The 14,859-nt window shown below is 66.1% G+C and carries 12 protein-coding genes; 7 read left to right on the top strand and 5 right to left on the bottom strand.

Annotation, left to right across the window (positions count from 1 at the left end; translation table 11 throughout):
• Positions 1–123 precede the first annotated feature (123 nt).
• The 3 genes from uvrB to ACSYDW_RS01720 all read left to right on the top strand — a co-directional run bounded on the left by uvrB (position 124) and on the right by ACSYDW_RS01720 (position 4,972).
• On the top strand, positions 124–2,226 hold the full coding sequence (uvrB, locus tag ACSYDW_RS01730) for an excinuclease ABC subunit UvrB (protein ID WP_438336977.1): 2,103 nt from the start codon (positions 124–126) through the stop codon (positions 2,224–2,226).
• Positions 2,227–2,473: 247 nt separating this feature from the next.
• A complete protein-coding gene (locus tag ACSYDW_RS01725; protein WP_438336976.1) occupies positions 2,474–3,526 on the top strand; it encodes a TerC family protein in 1,053 nt (350 codons plus the stop codon).
• A 117-nt stretch (positions 3,527–3,643) separates the two neighbouring features.
• A complete protein-coding gene (locus ACSYDW_RS01720) occupies positions 3,644–4,972 on the top strand; it encodes an MFS transporter (protein ID WP_438336975.1) in 1,329 nt (442 codons plus the stop codon).
• Here the strand turns inward: ACSYDW_RS01720 and ACSYDW_RS01715 are convergent.
• From ACSYDW_RS01715 to ACSYDW_RS01705, 3 genes are read right to left on the bottom strand one after another with little or no spacing between them, the layout of a single operon-like run.
• Positions 4,969–5,985: an SDR family oxidoreductase gene (locus tag ACSYDW_RS01715; RefSeq protein ID WP_438336974.1), complete on the bottom strand. Its 1,017-nt coding sequence runs from the start codon at positions 5,983–5,985 to the stop codon at positions 4,969–4,971. The two genes, ACSYDW_RS01720 and ACSYDW_RS01715, sit on opposite strands and share 4 nt — an antisense overlap.
• Before the next feature lie 10 nt (positions 5,986–5,995).
• Positions 5,996–7,270 carry an alpha/beta fold hydrolase gene (locus tag ACSYDW_RS01710; RefSeq protein ID WP_438337316.1) on the bottom strand — a complete coding sequence of 425 codons (1,275 nt, stop codon included), beginning with the start codon at positions 7,268–7,270 and terminating at the stop codon, positions 5,996–5,998.
• A gap of 14 nt (positions 7,271–7,284) precedes the next feature.
• Positions 7,285–7,779: a GNAT family N-acetyltransferase gene (locus ACSYDW_RS01705; RefSeq protein ID WP_438336973.1), complete on the bottom strand. Its 495-nt coding sequence runs from the start codon at positions 7,777–7,779 to the stop codon at positions 7,285–7,287.
• A 110-nt stretch (positions 7,780–7,889) separates the two neighbouring features.
• On the opposite strand from ACSYDW_RS01705, the gene ACSYDW_RS01700 reads away from it, so the two are divergent.
• Positions 7,890–8,744, top strand: coding sequence for a metal-dependent hydrolase (locus ACSYDW_RS01700; protein ID WP_438336972.1), 855 nt, complete (start codon positions 7,890–7,892; stop codon positions 8,742–8,744).
• 74 nt (positions 8,745–8,818) lie between these two features.
• On the opposite strand, the gene ACSYDW_RS01695 is transcribed toward ACSYDW_RS01700, so the two are convergent.
• Positions 8,819–11,350 carry a DEAD/DEAH box helicase gene (locus ACSYDW_RS01695; protein WP_438336971.1) on the bottom strand — a complete coding sequence of 844 codons (2,532 nt, stop codon included), beginning with the start codon at positions 11,348–11,350 and terminating at the stop codon, positions 8,819–8,821.
• An 82-nt stretch (positions 11,351–11,432) separates the two neighbouring features.
• Here ACSYDW_RS01695 and ACSYDW_RS01690 point away from each other — a divergent pair, with 82 nt between their 5' ends.
• From ACSYDW_RS01690 to ACSYDW_RS01680, 3 genes are all read left to right on the top strand, one after another.
• Positions 11,433–12,221, top strand: a complete 789-nt coding sequence (locus ACSYDW_RS01690; protein ID WP_438336970.1) for a trans-aconitate 2-methyltransferase — start codon at positions 11,433–11,435, stop codon at positions 12,219–12,221.
• Positions 12,222–12,259: 38 nt separating this feature from the next.
• On the top strand, positions 12,260–12,568 hold the full coding sequence (locus tag ACSYDW_RS01685; RefSeq protein ID WP_438336969.1) for a hypothetical protein: 309 nt from the start codon (positions 12,260–12,262) through the stop codon (positions 12,566–12,568).
• Positions 12,569–12,713: 145 nt separating this feature from the next.
• Complete coding sequence (locus ACSYDW_RS01680) at positions 12,714–14,153, top strand: DUF222 domain-containing protein (protein WP_438336968.1); 1,440 nt, start codon at positions 12,714–12,716, stop codon at positions 14,151–14,153.
• A gap of 9 nt (positions 14,154–14,162) precedes the next feature.
• Here the strand turns inward: ACSYDW_RS01680 and ACSYDW_RS01675 are convergent, their stop codons facing one another.
• Positions 14,163–14,825 carry an MBL fold metallo-hydrolase gene (locus tag ACSYDW_RS01675; RefSeq protein WP_438336967.1) on the bottom strand — a complete coding sequence of 221 codons (663 nt, stop codon included), beginning with the start codon at positions 14,823–14,825 and terminating at the stop codon, positions 14,163–14,165.
• Positions 14,826–14,859: the final 34 nt, after the last annotated feature.

Raw genomic sequence — 14,859 nt, 5'->3', positions numbered from 1 at the left:
GCACACGCCTCAGCAATAGTAAGTGGTGTGTGCCGTTCCCCGAAATCCCGGCGGGGCTCACGGACCGTTCAGCCCACCGCGAGCACCGGCCAAAGCGTGGGCCGGGAGGCGTAGCCTAGAGGCATGAGCCTTGCCCAGCAGATCAACCGCGTCGTCGCCCCCTTCGAGGTCATCAGCGAGTTCAAGCCCGCCGGCGACCAGCCCGCGGCGATCAAGGAACTGACCTCGCGCATCAACGCGGGGGAGAAGGACGTGGTGCTGCTCGGCGCCACCGGCACCGGCAAGTCGGCGACCACCGCCTGGCTGATCGAACAGGTGCAGCGCCCCACGCTGGTGCTGGTCCAGAACAAGACACTTGCCGCGCAGCTGGCCAACGAGTTCCGCGAGCTGCTGCCCAACAACGCCGTCGAGTACTTCGTCTCCTACTACGACTACTACCAGCCCGAGGCCTACGTGCCGCAGACGGACACCTTCATCGAGAAGGACTCCTCCATCAACGAGGAGGTCGAGCGCCTGCGCCACTCGGCCACCAATGCGCTGCTGACCCGCCGCGACGTCGTCGTTGTCGCCACGGTGTCCTGCATCTACGGCCTGGGCACCCCCGAGGAGTACGTTGCGGGCATGGTGACCCTGAAGAAGGGCATGGAGCTGAACCGCGACGACCTGCTGCGCAAGTTCGTCTCCATGCAGTACGCGCGCAACGACATGGACTTCCACCGCGGCACCTTCCGCGTGCGCGGGGACACCGTGGAGATCATCCCGATGTACGAGGAGCAGGCGCTGCGCATCGAGTTCTTCGGCGACGAGGTCGAGTCGATCCACACGCTGCATCCCGTCACCGGCGAGGTGATCCGCGAGGAAAACGAGATGTACGTGTTCCCCGCGAGCCACTACGTGGCGGGCGCCGATCGCATGAACCGGGCCATCGGCGACATCGAGGACGAGCTCCGGTCCCGGCTCGAGACGCTGGAGAGCCAGAACAAGTTGGTGGAGGCCCAGCGCCTGCGCATGCGCACCACCTACGACCTGGAAATGATGGAGCAGATGGGCTTCTGCAACGGCATCGAGAACTACTCGCGGCACATCGACGACCGCGAGGCGGGCAGTGCCCCGCACTGCCTCATCGACTACTTCCCCGACGACTTCATGCTCGTCATCGACGAATCGCACGTGACGGTCCCGCAGATCGGCGCCATGTACGAAGGGGACATGTCGCGCAAGCGCACCCTGGTGGAGCACGGCTTCCGGCTGCCCTCGGCCATGGACAACCGGCCGCTGAAGTGGGACGAGTTCCTCGAGCGCATCGGCCAGACCGTCTACCTCTCGGCCACCCCGGGCAAGTACGAGCTCGGCAAGGCCGACGGCGTGGTCCAGCAGATCATCCGCCCCACGGGCCTGATCGACCCCGAGATCATCGTCAAGCCCACGCAGGGGCAGATCGACGACCTGCTCGACGAGATCCGCGTGCGCGTCGAACGCAACGAACGCATCCTTGTCACAACGCTGACCAAGCGCATGGCCGAGGACCTCACCGACTACTTCACCGAGCACGGGGTCAAGGTCCAGTACCTGCACTCGGATGTCGACACGCTGCGCCGCGTCGAGCTGTTGCGCGAGCTGCGCATGGGCCTCTTCGACGTACTGGTCGGCATCAACCTGCTCCGCGAGGGACTCGACCTGCCGGAGGTCTCGCTGGTGGCGATCCTCGACGCGGACAAGCAGGGTTTCCTGCGCTCGGCGACCTCGCTGATCCAGACCATCGGCCGTGCCGCCCGAAACGTCGACGGCCAGGTGCACATGTACGCGGACAAGGTCACCGACGCCATGGCCCAGGCCATCGAGGAAACCAACCGCCGCCGCGAGGTGCAGCAGAAGTACAACACGGAACACGGGATCGACCCGCAGCCGCTGCGCAAGAAGATCGCGGACATCACCGACTCGCTGGCCCGCGAGGACGCCGACACCCAGGAACTGCTGAACAACCAGCGCCTGGCCAAGACCGCCAAGCGCTCGGCCTCCGGCACCAAGAAGGCGCACGACGCGGTCCGTGCCGACGGCCTGGCCGCCGCACCGGCGGAGAACCTCGTGGACATGATCAGCCAGATGACCGAGCAGATGCACGCGGCCGCCGCGGAACTGCACTTCGAGGTTGCCGCGCGCCTGCGCGACGAGGTGTCCGAGTTGAAGAAGGAACTGCGCCAGATGAAGAACGCGGGCCACGCATAGAGTCGGCGGCCCGCGCCTGTTCGACGAATCCGGGGTAAACCCACAGGTCATTCACATGCCCGAAACATGCTTGCGCTAGACTGGTACGAGCGTAGGGGAGTATCCCGATTGTGCTGTGGTCGTCAACACGCGAGGCATCGATGCCTCGCCGGGCGCAGCGGTCGTCCTGGTCTGAGTGGGCGGCGGAGAGACTTGCGGTAATTCCACGTACCCCGTTTGAAAGGCCCCACCATTGGGAAACCACGGCTTGTCGCTGCAGTTTGAGATCATTTCTCTTTCTGCATTGTGCATCATTCTTCTTCTTGACCTGTTGTACGTGGTCAAGAAACCACACGAACCCTCGATGAAGGAATCCGGCCTCTGGGTCGGCTTCTACGTCACCCTGGCCCTGATCTTCGGCGCCGTTGTCTGGTGGCAGGCGGGACCGGACCTCGGCCAGCAGTTCATCGCCGGCTGGGTCACCGAATACTCGCTGAGCATCGACAACCTCTTCGTGTTCATCATCATCATGGCCCGCTTCTCGGTGCCGCGTAAGTACCAGCAGGAAGTGTTGATGTTCGGCATCATCATCGCGCTGGTCCTGCGAGGCATCTTCATCATCGCCGGCGCCGCAGTCATCGAGAACTACTCGTGGGTCTTCTACATCTTCGGCGCGTTCCTGCTCTGGACCGCCTGGAAGCAGGCCACCGACCACGGCGAGGACGAGTCCGACGGCGCCAACAACGGCCTGATCTACAAGCTGACCAAGAACCTGCCGATCTCCAAGGACTACGACGGCAACAAGCTGCGCACCACCGTCGACGGCAAGAAGATGTTCACCCCGATGGTCATGGTCTTCATCACCATCGGCATGACCGACCTGCTCTTCGCCGTGGACTCGATCCCCGCGATCTTCGGCCTGACCCAGTCCCCGTTCATCGTCTTCACCGCGAACCTGTTCGCGCTGATGGGCCTGCGCCAGCTCTACTTCCTGCTCGGTGGCCTGATGGACCGCCTGGTCTACCTCAAGCACGCACTGTCGATCATCCTGGCCTTCATCGGCATCAAGCTGGTCTTCCACGCGATGCACGTCAACGAGCTGCCGTTCATCAACGGCGGCCACCACATCGAGTGGGTGCCGGACATCTCGATCACCACCTCCCTGGTGGTCATCCTCGGCACCATCGTTGTCGCCACCGTGGCTTCGCTGCTCTCCCCGGCCGGCCGCCGTGCTGCCGCCGAGCAGAAGGCAGCCGCAGCGGAGCGGATGGCAGCAGCCGAGCTCGAGGCTTCCGAGGAATCCTCCAACGGTTCCAAGTAGCCCACAGGCACCATCCTTCCCCGCGGGGCCCGCTTCCATCCGGAAGCGGGCCCCGCGGCCGCTTAACGGCACAGCCGCCCGGCCCCATGGCAACTCCCCGTTGCTAAACTTGCACGGGTGACTACTTCCCCCAGCCCCGCAACAGCCACGGCATCAACGCGCACCGCGGCACAGCGCCGCGTGGTGCTCACGCTCTCGGCCTCCCAGCTGCTCTCCGGAGTGGGAAACGGCGCCGGCCTGGCCATCGGATCGCTCATGGCCGTGGAGCTGACCGGGTCCAACGCCTTCGCCGGCGCCTCCACCACGGCCATCTCCGTCGCGGGAGCCGTGAGCGCGCTGCCGCTTGCCGCGCTGGCGGTCAGGCGCGGACGCCGGGTGGCGCTCTCGCTGGGCTACGCGCTGGCGGGGATCGGTGCGGTGTTGATGATGCTGGCCCCTGTCACCCGCAGCTTCCCCGTGCTGCTGCTCGGCGCCGCGTTGCTGGGCGTGGGGTCCGCAGCCAACCTGCAGGCGCGCTTTGCCGCCACGGACCTGGCGGACGATGCCACCCGCGGCCGCGACCTGGGCCTGGTGGTCTGGTCGATCACCGTCGGGGCGGTCGCCGGCCCGAACCTGATAGGCCCCGGCTCGGCACTCGGTGCAAGCATGGGCCTGCCGCCGATGAGCGGGCCGTTCCTCTTCTCCCTGGCCGGCATGGTGCTGGCCATCGCGATCCTGAACATCGGGCTGCGCCCCGACCCGATCTTCCTGGCCCGCGGCCTCGAGGAAACCGCCGGGCACCGGCCCGCCGCGCCGTCGCCCGCACCCGGGCGCAAGCGCGGCTCGCTGGCCACCGGGTTGTCCGCCGCCCGCCGGTCACCGGGCGCGCTGTTGGGGATCTCCGTGATCGTCACGGCACACCTGGTCATGGTCGGGATCATGTCGATGACCCCGGTGCATCTCAAGGACCTTGCAGCGACGCCGGGGCATGCCATGCACCACGGCGGCGGCGACATCCTGGTGGTCATCGGCTTCACCATTTCCCTGCACATCGCCGGCATGTATGCGCTCTCCCCGCTGATCGGCGCGCTGGCCGACAGGATGGGGCGGATCCGGATGATGCTGGCCTCCCAGGGCATGCTGGTGGCGGCGGTGCTGGTGTGCGGCCTGGGTGCTGAGTCGCAGGGCGCCGTCACCACCGGGCTGGTGCTGCTGGGCCTGGGGTGGTCCATGGCCACGGTCTCCGGATCGGCGTTCCTTGCCGAACGGGTCCCGCGCGAACGCCGCGTCCTGGTGCAGGGTGTCTCCGACACGCTCATGGGTGCGGCCGGGGCACTCGGCGCTGCCGGATCCGGGCTGCTGCTGGCCTGGCTGGGCTTCGCCGGCCTCGGCTACCTCTGCCTGGCCTTCATCCTGGCCGTCACGGTGTTCTGCCTGCGCGAGCTTGCCACGCAGCGCAGGTCCTAGAGCATCTCCAGCTTCTGCAGCGAACGCACGGTCTCCAGCAAGGATTCCTCGACGGGCCGCGGCGTCCACCCGAGCATGCCCACGGCCTTGGCGTTCGACGCGTTCCGCACCACGCCAAGCCGCGGGACCAGCTCGCGCAATGCCGGGGCAAACACCGCGGCAGCGCGCACCAGCGCGTCGGGCAGCACACGCGCCGGTGCCCGGTACCCGGCCGAGCGCAGGACGCCGGCCATGTCCTCGAGGCTCCACGCCGGTCCCGCAACGGCCAGGAAACGCTCGCCGGCCGCCGCCGGATCGACCATGGCGCGCAGGTGCAGGTCGGCGACGTCCCGCACGTCCACCAGCGCGGTGGAAACCCGGGGCAATCCCGGAAGGCCCCCGGAGACCAGCCGCCGCACGAGCTCGATCGAGGTGGAGAGCTTGGGTCCGAGCACGGGTCCGATGATCGCCACCGGGTTGACCACGCACAGCTCCGGTGGGCCGCCGGCCTTGGTGAAGTCCCATGCGGCGCGCTCGGCGAGGGTCTTGGACTTGCCGTAGGCGCCGATCGGGGCCTCCGGATCCGACCAGTCGGACTCCGTGTACTCCGTGTCCCGGGGTGCCTTGCCGTAGCCGACGGCGGCGAACGACGAGGTCAGCACGACCCGTTTGACCCCGGCGCCACGGGCGGCACGCAGCACTCGAAGGGCGCCGTCGCGGGCCGGGACGATGAGCTCGTTTTCGTCCCGGGGTGCCGTCACCGGGAAGGGGGAGGCGGTGTGCAGCACGGAGGCGCACCCGGAGACCGCCTCCGCCCAGCCGGTGTCCGAGGCCAGGTCCGCGGCGAGGACTTCGAGAACGCCGGCGTCGTCGCCGCCGTGCCCGGCCATGCGCAGCGCGGCCCGGACCCCGGCCGCCCCGTCCATCGTGCGGACCGTGGTGCGCACCCGGTAGCCGCGCTCGAGCAGCGCCACGATGCAGTGCGCGCCGAGGAACCCCGACCCGCCGGTGACCAATACCCGTTCATCGCCCATGGGAGGAAAGCTACGCGGGTGCGGCTGTCTTTTCCAACGGCCCGGTCATTTCCAGCAGCTTGGCGAAGATCATCGCGCCCTCGTCGGCGATCCCGTCGTGGTGGAACCCGTCGGACTCCCAGACCCTGAGCCCGGCGACGGCGTCGGCGGTTTCCATCGACAGGTCCCGATCGACGTAGACGTCGTCGGTGTACACCGCGGCGGCCACCGGGACGGTGTTGCGGGCCAGCGCCTCCGGGTCGTAGAGCGGGGCCCAGTCCTCGTGCTCGGCCAGGATGCGGGCCGTTTCCTCCAGCGGGCGCAGCACCGGGTCCGACTCGAAGTACCAGCGGTAGACCATTTCGCCGGTCAGCAACGGCACCTCGGCGGCGGGGGAGAAGTCCGGGAACTCCTCCAGCACGGCCTCGGCCGCCCACGCTGTCGCGGCGCCCTGGCCGTAGATGGATTCGTGCATGAGCGCGTAGAGCGGGTTGGTGGTCCGCTCGGCCTGCTCCTGGACAGCCGCCAGGAAGGTGTCCGAGAGCCGCTCGCCGCCGGGGGTGTGCAGCAGGGCGCCCTCGAAGACGTGGTGCAGCTGGTGCACACGGGTGTTGCCGCCCAGGAACTGGCCGAGCATCTGCACCAGCCCCATGGTCAGCGGGCGCCCGTTGGGCAGGTGTTCCTGGGTGCCCTTCAGGTGTCTGGCGATGCGGGCCAGCATCTCGCGGTCCTGCGGGTACCAGGAGAAGTACTCCTCGTTGCGGGCGGCCATGCGGGAGTAGGTGGCCCGGTAGACGGTTGCGGCGTCGGCGGTCAGCGAGGCAAGCCCGCCCGTGACAAGGCAGCGCTCCAGCGCCCGGGGTGCCAGGGAGAGGTAGGTCAGGGTGCAGAACCCGCCGTAGCTCTGGCCGAAGGTGCTCCAGCGCTCGATGCCCAGGGATTCGCGCAGGGCCTCGGCGTCGCGCACTATCGAGTCGGCGCGGAAGTGGGTCAGGTAGGCGGCCTGTGCGGCGGCGTCCCCGCGCAGCGGCAGCGTCTGCCGGTTCGCGGGGGTGCTCAGCCCGGTGCCGCGCTGGTCAAGCAGCAGGATGCGGAAGTCCTTGGCGGCCTCGGCCATCCAGCCGGAGAGCGACCCGGGGCGCGGGGACTTGCCGCCGGGTCCGCCCTGCAGGAAGAGCAGCCAGGGCAGCGCGGAGGCGTCTTCGTGCTCCGCCGAGACGATCTCGCGGGCGAAGACCGTGATGGTTTCACCGTCCGGCCTGGCGTGGTCAAGCGGGACCGTGAGGTGGTGTTCGGTGGTGTGCATGCCGCGGAAGGAGATCACGAGGCGGCCCCCAGTGCTGCCGAGCCCAGTGCCTGCAGCGCGTCGCCCTCGAGGCGGCGCACGGTCCAGCCGTCCATCGAGCCGGCGCCGAGCGAGTCGTAGAAGCCGATGGCCGGTTCGTTCCAGTCCAGCACGCTCCATTCCACGCGCTTGTAGCCGCGCTGCACGGCGATCGCCGCGAGCTCGCGCAGCAGCGCCGTGCCGTGTCCGCCGCCGCGCCCGGATTCGCGCACGTACAGGTCCTCGAGGTGGATGCCGTGCGTGCCCTCCCAGGTGGAATACGTCAGGTACCACAGGGCGAAGGCGAGCACCTCGCCCTCGGCCTCGACCACGTGGGCGAAGACCTGCGGGGCGGGGCCGAAGAGGTGCGCCGCGAGTTCGGGCTCGGTGTTCCTGACGGCGTCGGGCTCCCGCTCGAACACCGCCAATTCGTGGATGAGTTGGAGGATTGCGGGGACGTCGGCCGGTTGGGCGGGTCGGAGGGTAGGCATGTGACCAAGCCTACCGGGGCGGATTGCGCGCGGTGAAGCCAACGCGTGGGCGGGCCGTCATAAGGTGGGGGCGATCGATTGCCAGAACAAGTTAGAGGGGGACCCCCCGAATGATGGGCGGCCACCACGCGGCCACCGGCGCAGCAGCCTGGATCGCGTTGACCACGAGCTTCAAGCTCCCCACCGGCAACCTCCCCGAGATGGTCTCGTGGATGCCCGATGCCATCCCGCTGGGCTTCGGCCTGCTGGAGCAAACCCCCATTGCCGGAGTCGCAGGCGCCATGGTGTGCGCCGGGGCGGCCCTGCTGCCCGACGCCGACCACCGCCGCGCGACCATCGCGCATTCCCTGCCGCCGGTCTCCAACGCGATCTGCGCCGGCATCGGCGAGGTCTCCGGCGGGCACCGCAACGGCACCCACTCGCTGCTGGGCATCGGCGTGTTCACGGCGCTGGCCTGGGTGCTGGGACTGTGGACCATGGACAGCGAGAAGTTCGGGATCATCTACCCCGGCGCGGGGTTGCTCGCGGTGCTTCTGGTGTCCTTTGCGCTGAAGGCCCTGAAGTTCATCCCCGACACCATGGCCAGGTTGCCGTGGCTGCTGTCCGTCCCGGCGGGCATCTTCGTGGCGGTGTTCTCCCCGGACGAGCAGAACTGGCTGGTCATCGCGGTGGCCGTGGGCTGCGCCGTGCACATCCTGGGCGACATGCTCACCGTCGGCGGGTGCAACCTGATCTGGCCGATCAAGATCAAGTCCCCACGGGCGCTGCGCAAGGTCCCGGTGCTCAAGGACGTCTGGAAGCCCAGCGGCCGCATCGCCATCCCGGTGCTGGGCAAGGCCGGGTCCGGCCGCGAGTGGCTGCTCTGCGTCCCGGTTTCCGCCTACGCGCTGGTGGGTATGGTGGTGCCGCTGGTGCTGGTGCTCCGGGACCAGTCGCAGTCGCTGAGCAAGTTCCTGGGGTTCTAGCCGCCCCAATGTAACGGCCCCGGCACTTCATTCCCTGCGGAGACGAAGTACCGGGGCCGTTGGCGTACCCGGTGCTAGTCCAGGCGCCCCACGTTGGTGACGGTGATGACCGGGTAGCCGGCCTCGTCGGAATCGGCGAGGTCCACCGTGGCGTCGATGCCCCAGTCCTGGTTGCCCGCCGGGTCCGCGAAGATCTGCCGCACCTTCCAGGTCTTGGCGCCCGGGGTGATGACCAGCAGGTTCGGGCCGCGGCCGCCGGGGCCGTCGTCGATGTCCTCGTGTTCCTCGAAGTACGCGTCCATGGCGTCGGCCCAGGCGTCGGCATCGAAGCCGTGGTGCCCGTCCAGGTCGCCCAGCGCCTCGTCCTGCTCGTCGGCAAAGAGCTTCACGCGCTTGAACATGTCGTTGCGGACCATCACGCGGAAGGCGCGTTCGTTGGAGGTCAGCCGTTCGGGGGCCGGCGGGATGATTTCCGCGTCCGGCTCGTGGAGCACGCCGTTGGCCAGCTCCTCCCATTCGTCCAGCAGCGAGGAGTCGATCTGGCGGATCATTTCGCCGAGCCACTCGATGAGGTCCTCGAGGTCCTCGCGCAGCGCATCCTGCGGGACGGTCTGGCGCAGCGCCTTGTAGGCATCGGTGAGGTAGCGCAGCAGCACGCCCTCGGAGCGGGCCAGCGAATAGTGCTGAACGTATTCGCTGAAACTCATGGCGCGCTCGTACATGTCGCGGACCACGGACTTCGGGGCGACCTCGAAGTCGCCGAGCCACGGGGCGCCGGCGCGGTACTGTTCGAACGCGTCGCCGAGCACCTGGGCCAGCGGCTGCGGGTAGCTGACTTCCTCCAGGGCTGCCATGCGGGCGTCGTACTCCATGCCCTCGGCCTTCATCGCGGCGATTGCCTCGCCGCGGGCCTTCTTCTCCTGGGCGGAGAGCACCTGGCGGGGCTTCTCCAGCGTGGCCTCGATGACCGAAACAACGTCCAGCGCGTACCCGGGGCTTTCCTCGTCGAAGAGCTCCAGTGCCGCCAGCGCGAACGGGGACAGCGGCTGGTTCAGCGCGAAGTTCTGCTGCAGGTGCACCGTCAGCGCGAGCTTGTTGCCGTACTCGTCGGGAACGTCAAGGCGCTCGACGACGCCGGTGGCCAGCAGCTCGCGCAGGATGCCCAATGCCTTGCGCTGCAGCGCGCGCTGCTTGGCCGGGGTCTCGTGGTTTTCGGTGAGCAGCCGGCGGGCCGCGGCGAACGAGTCGCCCTTGCGGTCCAGCAGGTTCAGCAGCATCGAGTGCGTGACGACGAACGAGGAGCTCAGCGGTTCCGGGGTGGAGACGATGATGCGCTCGTAGGTTTTCTCGCCCCATGTCACGAAGCCCTGCGGCGGCTTCTTCTTGACCACTTGGCGGATCTTCTTGGAGTCGTCGCCGAACTTCGCGACTGCCTTCTCCATGGCCTTCTTGTTCTCGATGGCGTGCTCCGGCGCCTGGACGACGACGGTTCCCGCGGTGTCGAAGCCGGCACGTCCGGCCCGGCCCGCGATCTGGTGGAACTCGCGGGCGTTGAGGATGCGGGTGCGCACGCCGTCGTATTTCGACAGAGCGGTGATCAGCACGGTGCGGATCGGCACGTTGATGCCCACTCCGAGGGTGTCGGTGCCGCAGATGACCTTCAGCAGCCCGGCCTGTGCCAGCTGCTCCACCAGTCGGCGGTACTTGGGCAGCATTCCCGCGTGGTGCACGCCGATGCCGTGGCGGACCAGGCGGTTGAGCGTCTTGCCGAACCCGGCGGCGAAGCGGAATCCTGCGATCAGCTCGGCGATCCGGTCCTTTTCCTCGCGGGTGCAGACGTTGATGCTCATCAGGCTGCTGGCCCGGTCGATCGCCTCCAACTGGCTGAAGTGCACCACGTAGATGGGCACCTGCCGGGTCTTGAGCAGTTCCTCGATGGCTTCCTGCACCGGGTCCTGCGAGTAGTAGTAGTGCAGCGGGATGGGCCGCTCGGCATGCGCCACGGTCGTGGTCTCGCGGCCGGTACGCAGCGTCAGCTCATCCTCGAATCGGGTGACGTCGCCCAGGGTCGCGGACATGAGAAGGAACTGCGCCTGCGGCAGTTCCAGCAGCGGAACCTGCCACGCCCAGCCGCGCTGCGGGTCCGCGTAGAAGTGGAACTCGTCCATGACGACGGGGCCGAGGTCGGCTTCCTTGCCTTCGCGCAGCGCGATGTTGGCCAGGATCTCCGCGGTGCAGCAGATGATCGGGGCGTCCTGGTTCACCGAGGAGTCGCCGGTGACCATGCCGACGTTCTCGGCGCCGAAGATTTTGCACAGGTCGAAGAACTTCTCGGAGACCAGTGCCTTGATGGGTGCCGTGTAGTAGCTGCGTTCTCCGCGGGCGAGCGCATAGAAGTGGGCGGCGACTGCAACGAGCGACTTCCCTGAACCCGTCGGGGTGGCCAGGATGACGTTGTTGCCGGCCACGATCTCCATGACGGCCTCGTCCTGTGCGGGGTACAGTCCGATGCCGCGGTCCTCCACCCAGGTGATGAACGCTTCGTAGACGGATTCGGCGGTGGCTCCACGCGGGGGAGTGTTCGGCAGCAACTCGGTAAGATTCATGATGCTTCAAGCCTATCGCCTATGTTGCGGTTTCTTTCGGTGCTCCCGGACAGGCCGTTTCGGCTACAGCTAGGCTGTGGGCATGAAATGGGACCCGGAAAAGTATGTTCAGTTCGCCGATCACCGAGACCGGCCGTTTTTCGACCTGACGGGCCGCATCGCCGCCGACGACCCGAAGCTGGTCGTTGATCTTGGCTGCGGTCCAGGTCCGTTGACACGGTCGCTTGCCGAGAGGTGGCCGGACGCCAGGGTCGTCGGTCTGGATGCCTCGGAGGAAATGGTCAAGCAGGCCCGGGCCAGGCAGCATGCCCCCGGCCTGGAATTCGAACTTGCCGATGCAATCACCTGGATGCCGGACCCCGCCACGGATGTCCTGGTCAGCAATGCCATGCTGCAGTGGATCCCCGGTCATCGGGAACTCATGGCCAGCTGGATCGATGCCCTGCGGCCCGGAGCATGGTTTGCTGTCCAGGTGCCCGGCAATTTTGGTTCCCCTTCGCATGCACTCATGCGGGAACTTGCGGAGTCGGACCGCTGGGCCCCGCAACTCTCAGGCGTGTTGCGCCATACCGATGCTGTCGGGGAGCCGGCGGACTATCTCAGGATCCTTCTTGCAGCGGGGTTCGAAGCCGACGTCTGGGAAACCACGTACGGCCAGATCCTAAAGGGTGCTGACCCCGTGCTCGAGTGGGTGCGAGGCACAGCCCTGCGTCCGGTCCTTGCCAGATTGAATGCGGCTGATGCCGCGGCGTTTGAGGCCGACTACGCGCGGCTTGTCTCGCAGGCTTATCCGCCAATGGAGGGCGTGGGCGGGGAACTGATGACTTTGTTCCCGTTCCGCCGCATTTTCATGGTCGGCCGCAAGGGCTGAATTCGTTGCCGGTTGGTGCTGGCTCGTAGGGTGAGGTCATGAGGAAAGTGATCCCTGCATTGGTTGTTCTTGGATTGACCCTGTCGGCCTGCGCGGGGCCCAGTGCTGACGAGTTTCGACAAAGCGACGTCCAGGGCAATACGGCGTGTATCCATTTCGGGAGCGGGGATGCGGACGGCGGCAACGTCGGTCGCACGAACTTGGCCAAGGCTGCCGAGCATGGCGCGTCTTCAAAGACCGAAGCCATCCGGAACGCCGTCGACACCGATGAAGCCGGTCGCCCCGTGATCAACGACCCTGCCGAATTCAAGCGTGCCTGTGAAGCGCAAGGCATGTCCTTCAAGTAGTGTGCCGGGCTGAATTCGTCACGTGGTGTCAATACCCGTGAAACCGGCTGTGGATTTCTGATACTCGTAGTGACTAGGTGTTTTGTGTCCAACAAGGGAAGATGAACCCTTCACAAAACCTCCCATGCGGCGTATAGTAGTAAATATGTTCGAAGAGTTCGATGATGAACCGTCGAACCCGGAATCGCTGCCAATCGAGCGGGCCGGGGAAATGCTTCTTGGGCACAGGCCAATCCGGAAAGTCCCGGGGCGTTCCACCGAGACGCGAAACGCCAGCACCCCAACGCACGATGATGCCCTGGAGATGATTCTGGCGTTCGCGGCAACTCTGGGGAACCTCCCGCCCGCTGAAGACGAAGCCACAGGATTCGCGCGAATCGCAGCCCTGGAAAAACTGAAGTCCTCGGTCTCGGCAAGCCAATCGGTTGAAGCCGTCGCGGCGGAAGTTGCTGTGATTTCACGCCACCAATCCGCCGGCAAATACCAGGACAACCCCAACCGCGGCGCCGGCGCTGAAATTGCGTTGGCGCGAGGCGAGTCGCAATGCTTCGGACCCCAGTTCCTCAGCTACTCCCGAAAAATGCTTGAGCACATGCCGCATACCTTTGAGGCGTTGCGGCGAGGCGAGATCAATGAGAAAAGTTCGATGATCATCGTTCGGGAAACAAGTGAGCTGGATCCGGTAGTCCAAGAGATCATTGACCGTGAACTCGCAGGCAGAAACGGCGCCCTCCGTGGAGTGGGATCCCGGGAGCTTACCGCCCGGCTGAAGCGACTGAGCTTGGCTTTTGACAGCACTGTCGAAATGAACAGGAGCTCCGAGGCCCTCAGGAAACGGTCCATCTCAGTGAGGGTGGTTCCAGGCGGTTTCATGAGGATCAGCGGAACGCTTCCTCTCGAACAGGGCGTGGCCCTGAATGAGGCATTGGCTGCCGCTGTAGCCAAGAAGCGCTCGCCGGAAGACCGCCGCACGGACATGCAGGTGAAGGTGGACGTATTCGTGGAGCGCGTTACGGGACAATCATCCGCCACGGGCACATCTTTGATGGTCAATCTGGTGATGACCGACCGCACCTTGCTGCAAGGCGATAGCGAGCCGGCGTACCTCAGCGGCTATGGAACCATACCGGCCGGGTACGCCCGGTATCTCGTGACGGGGGACCCGAGCCGCTCGCCCAAGGAATCGAAAGCCCAAGTCTGGATCAGGCGCCTGTTCACGGCGCCAAGCAGCGGCGAGCTTGTCGCCATGGAGTCTTCCAAGCGGATCATGCCCAAGCCGCTCAAGCGAATGATCGCAATCAGGGATCAATTCTGCAGAACCCCCTACTGCGACGCGCCCATAAGGCACTACGACCACGTCCAGCAGGTGGCAATGGGAGGCCAAACCACCGCCGTGAACGGTGACGGGCGCTGTGCATGGTGCAACTACACCAAGGAAACCGAAGGGTGGCAGGAGCGCGTCGTTGACGGGCTTCGCCACACCTTCGAGATCACAACGCCGAGCGGCCAGGTGTTCCTCTCCATAGCGCCACCTTTACCCGGTACCCCGGAAGACCTTGGCACCATTCCGCCCGGTGGTGGCTAGCAAAGGCTTCTACCAACCCCTGTTACGCCATTCCCCAAGATGTGGTCGTTCCTGACCCAATGTCGTCGGACTACCGTGACCGGTCAGCACGACCGAGTCATCCGGATACTGGTCGAAGAGCCTTTCGGTCACGTCGTTCAACAGCGAAGTGAATCGCTCGGGGTCGTTTCCGGTGTTTCCGACGCCTCCCGGGAACAGCGAATCCCCGCTGAAGATCAGGGTGGCTCCGCTGCTATCCCGAAGGATGAAGGCAATCGAGCCTGGGGTGTGGCCGCGAAGATGAACGCAGTCAAGAACCGTAGAGCCCACAAGGATCTTGTCTCCGTGGCCAAGGGGTGAGTCGATCTTGACCGAGGCGCCTTCCAGGATCCCGGCGACGTCTTCGGCCCCAGCGAAAGTCTTCGCTCCCGTGGAATCGGCCAGCGCCTTCAATGCGCGGATGTGGTCCCAATGCTGGTGCGTAGTAGCGATGCCCACCAGTGATGTCGGAACCGCTGCATCGGCTGACGCGGACTGAACCAGCTGGGAAATTGCATTCTCATCGTCGGCTGCGTCGATGAGCAGCTGTGATCCATCGGCTTTGGATGTCACGAGATACACGTTGTTCGCCATCTCGGAAACGCTGATACCTCGAACCGTCACGTCATTTAGGTCATGCAAGATTGTGCTCATGACCACCACTTTACGACGCGAGGATTGGCGAGCG

This window comes from Paeniglutamicibacter selenitireducens (assembly GCF_051550675.1).
Taxonomy (GTDB): domain Bacteria; phylum Actinomycetota; class Actinomycetes; order Actinomycetales; family Micrococcaceae; genus Paeniglutamicibacter.
The sequence above is the reverse complement of the archived record's forward strand: the minus strand, read 5'-3'. Positions and strand labels throughout refer to the sequence as shown.

Bases quoted from the DNA above. Each gene is read 5' to 3' on its own strand.
- uvrB (WP_438336977.1), top strand. From the start codon at position 124: ATGAGCCTTGCCCAGCAGATCAACCGCGTCGTCGCCCCCTTCGAGGTC.
- ACSYDW_RS01715 (WP_438336974.1), bottom strand. From the start codon at position 5,985: ATGGGCGATGAACGGGTATTGGTCACCGGCGGGTCGGGGTTCCTCGGC.
- ACSYDW_RS01675 (WP_438336967.1), bottom strand. From the start codon at position 14,825: ATGAGCACAATCTTGCATGACCTAAATGACGTGACGGTTCGAGGTATC.
- ACSYDW_RS01705 (WP_438336973.1), bottom strand. From the start codon at position 7,779: ATGCCTACCCTCCGACCCGCCCAACCGGCCGACGTCCCCGCAATCCTC.
- ACSYDW_RS01685 (WP_438336969.1), top strand. From the start codon at position 12,260: ATGAGGAAAGTGATCCCTGCATTGGTTGTTCTTGGATTGACCCTGTCG.
- ACSYDW_RS01700 (WP_438336972.1), top strand. From the start codon at position 7,890: ATGATGGGCGGCCACCACGCGGCCACCGGCGCAGCAGCCTGGATCGCG.
- ACSYDW_RS01690 (WP_438336970.1), top strand. From the start codon at position 11,433: ATGAAATGGGACCCGGAAAAGTATGTTCAGTTCGCCGATCACCGAGAC.
- ACSYDW_RS01710 (WP_438337316.1), bottom strand. From the start codon at position 7,270: ATGCACACCACCGAACACCACCTCACGGTCCCGCTTGACCACGCCAGG.
- ACSYDW_RS01680 (WP_438336968.1), top strand. From the start codon at position 12,714: ATGTTCGAAGAGTTCGATGATGAACCGTCGAACCCGGAATCGCTGCCA.
- ACSYDW_RS01695 (WP_438336971.1), bottom strand. From the start codon at position 11,350: ATGAATCTTACCGAGTTGCTGCCGAACACTCCCCCGCGTGGAGCCACC.